The following is a 2854-nucleotide window of genomic DNA, read 5'->3' on the forward strand; positions in this document are numbered from 1 at the left end:
ATATGATAATTATTAGACTTTGTTTCATTAATTTCTCTAAGTTTATAATTTATTGCTTACGAGGCGGTATCAATACCTATTTTGGGACAATCCCACACCACACAAGTGTACTCTTATATTCAAAATAACACCATAAGTTATTTGTACAATATTAATTGTCCTAATTTCTTAGATTATTTCAACAATATCAAAGTCATTATAACGAGCTGAAAAGCAATAAAACAATAGAGTTATCTTTTCATATAAGCGACAATACTAAAATCAATGTTGAGATTTAGCGCAATATTAATTGACTATTTCACAACATTTTATTAACGTACATTATTTATAATATGATACACAATCAATATTTGCGCTTTACAGTTTCTTAGTTAAACAGGTAGGGGCTAAATGGCCTAATATTTTGTAAACGGAACATTGATTAAGGAAATAGATTCATGAAAGCTTTGCCGTTGTTATGTCTTTTCTTGCTACCTTTTTTATGCTCTGAGCTTTTTGCAAAACCTATTGTTATTTCTGGTAAAAACAATGGTTCAATTGTTGAAAGTATCAATGCAACAAAACCAGATGAATCGGGGATGGTTCTAACTAGAGAATTAGTATTGCCGGCATTTAAACACGGCGCTTTCTATCGTCCATTTTCAAGCGCTAACGCTCGCGGAGCGGTAGCTCGAGGTAACCGTGTTGAGGCTGTGGCGTTTTCCTCTATTGCCGAGCTTCAACATTATCAACCATCTATCACTCGAAAAGATCACAATAATGTGCAACAAGGACAATTTTTACTGTTCGAATTGCACGATGGACGCTATCTAGCCGTATTACCAATGGCTTCCAATAAAGTATATGGCCAATTCTTTGTAGAGAATGAAAAACTCTGGTTAAAAACAGGCAATTTCGGCACTAATGAAGTATCTGGAAAAATCCCTCTCGTAATTTGGGCGCATGGTGATTCTCCATATGCTGCAACTTCGGCAGTATGGGAACAGGTATTTGAATCAAATTTTGTTGCTGCACAACCACGAGCAAATAAGTCCTACCCCGATGAGCCATATGGATATCTTGGTTGGTGCTCTTGGGAGCATTACAAAAAAAATATTTCCGAAGACATCATTAAAAATGCTTTTCACACTTTGCAAAAAAGCAACGCCCCTATTCGTTGGGTCATGATAGATGATGGGTACTTAGATGCGGATAATGGAAAACTGTTAAGTTTCGATGTTAATCGCAAAAAATTTCCCAATGGATGGCAACCAATCATGGCGTTAAAAGATCCTGAGCAGATAAAATGGGTAGGGATTTGGCGAAATTTTGGTGGTTATATGAATGGCGTATCAGACGCACATAATATGTCAGACTTAAATCCGTATTTAACAAATACCAAGAAAGAAGGCGTTGTTTTACCTGCAGTTTCGCCGCAGGCATCTAAGGCTTTTTATGACAAGATGATTGCGAATACCAAAGACAATGGTTTTGATTTTGTAAAAGTAGATTTTCACACTCGTACATTTGATCTATATAAAGGAACCGCTGATCCGGTTGCTGCCATGCGCTTCAATAATGAAGCTTTGGAAAATGCAACTTATGAAATGGGTTTACCACTTCTTAATTGCATTGCTCAACCCAATGTAAATTCTTTGCAAACGAAACATAGCGCCTTAACTCGTTCAAGTCCAGATTATAACCAAAACGATAAAAATAAAAACAAATCAAATACTTACCAAAGTTTTGCGAATCATTTATGGATGGGGCAAACAGTTTGGGGAGATTTAGACATGTTCCATACACATGATGAACGAGATGTTAAGCCTATGGCTATAGCTCGTGCTATTTCTGGTGGACCTGTATATATTTCAGATGAACCTTCTAAGGTAAAACCCGAAGTACTTTACCCATTTGCATATGAAGATGGAAAACTTTTGCGCACTTCAGCACCCGCAACGTTATTACCTGAAAGTTTTTTTATTCACCCTTTTCGAGATGAACAAGTATTCCGTGTTGTAGCTCCGTTGAATGATAACGTGGCGGCTATTGCACTTTTCAATTTTAGCGAAAACGGCGAGCTCCTTGACAGTGAGTTTAGCCTTAAAGATTATAGTTATGCTGGCGAACTGCTACAACCTAAAACCGAACCATGGAAGATTCCAGGGGACGGCTTAATTGTCTATGACCGAGAAACAAAATCTGTTGTCGACTTAGGCGCGAAGTACACTACAAAAATCTCCAATTTTGGCGCTAAACTATTCTTAATCTATCCGAAGACTAAAGGATGGGCCGTTATTGGCCGTAGCGATAAATATTTACCCGCAGCAGCCGTATCAAATCAAACTATCACGGATCGTCTAATTTCTTTCACACTTGCAGAATCAGGTCCATTATTAATATATAGCGAAAAAGGACAGCCCAAAATGCAAGGTGTTGAGTTCAAACATATTGGTGATGGCCTATATCAAGCCGATCTAGAGGTAGTATCAGGCAAACGACAATTCAGCATTAGCCGTTGATGTTTTTAAAGAAAGAACCGACCTACTGCAATGAAAACACCGGCAATGAAATTCCCTTTCGCTATTGTTGCACTAAGTAATTTTCTGTGGACAGCCACTCTTTTCTTTTTAACATAGACAGCCACAAACTAGACTCTGAGCAAAATCAAAACATCTATACTTTGGTATTCTAAATTCAAGGAGTTAATTTTCCGTGGACAGCCACTCTTTTCTTTTTATCATAGACAGCCACAAACTAGACTCTGAGCAAAATCAAAACATCTATACTTTGGTATTCTTAATTCAAGGAGTGAATTATGCCACTGCCAAGGAAGCAAAAAATCAGTCTCTCAGATACCCCTTATTATCATTGC

At 37.4% G+C, this 2854-nt stretch carries 1 protein-coding gene; it reads left to right on the plus strand.

Features of this window, described 5'->3' with window-relative positions; all coding sequences use genetic code 11:
• Nucleotides 1–437: 437 nt before the first annotated feature.
• Nucleotides 438–2501 (plus strand): Sip1-related alpha-galactosidase, encoded by a 2064-nt coding sequence (locus GLIP_RS11965; protein ID WP_008844896.1) that lies wholly within the window; start codon nucleotides 438–440, stop codon nucleotides 2499–2501.
• The last annotated feature ends 353 nt before the right edge of the window (nucleotides 2502–2854 follow it).

It is taken from the genome of Aliiglaciecola lipolytica E3 (genome assembly GCF_000314975.1).
In the GTDB taxonomy this organism is placed as follows: domain Bacteria; phylum Pseudomonadota; class Gammaproteobacteria; order Enterobacterales; family Alteromonadaceae; genus Aliiglaciecola; species Aliiglaciecola lipolytica.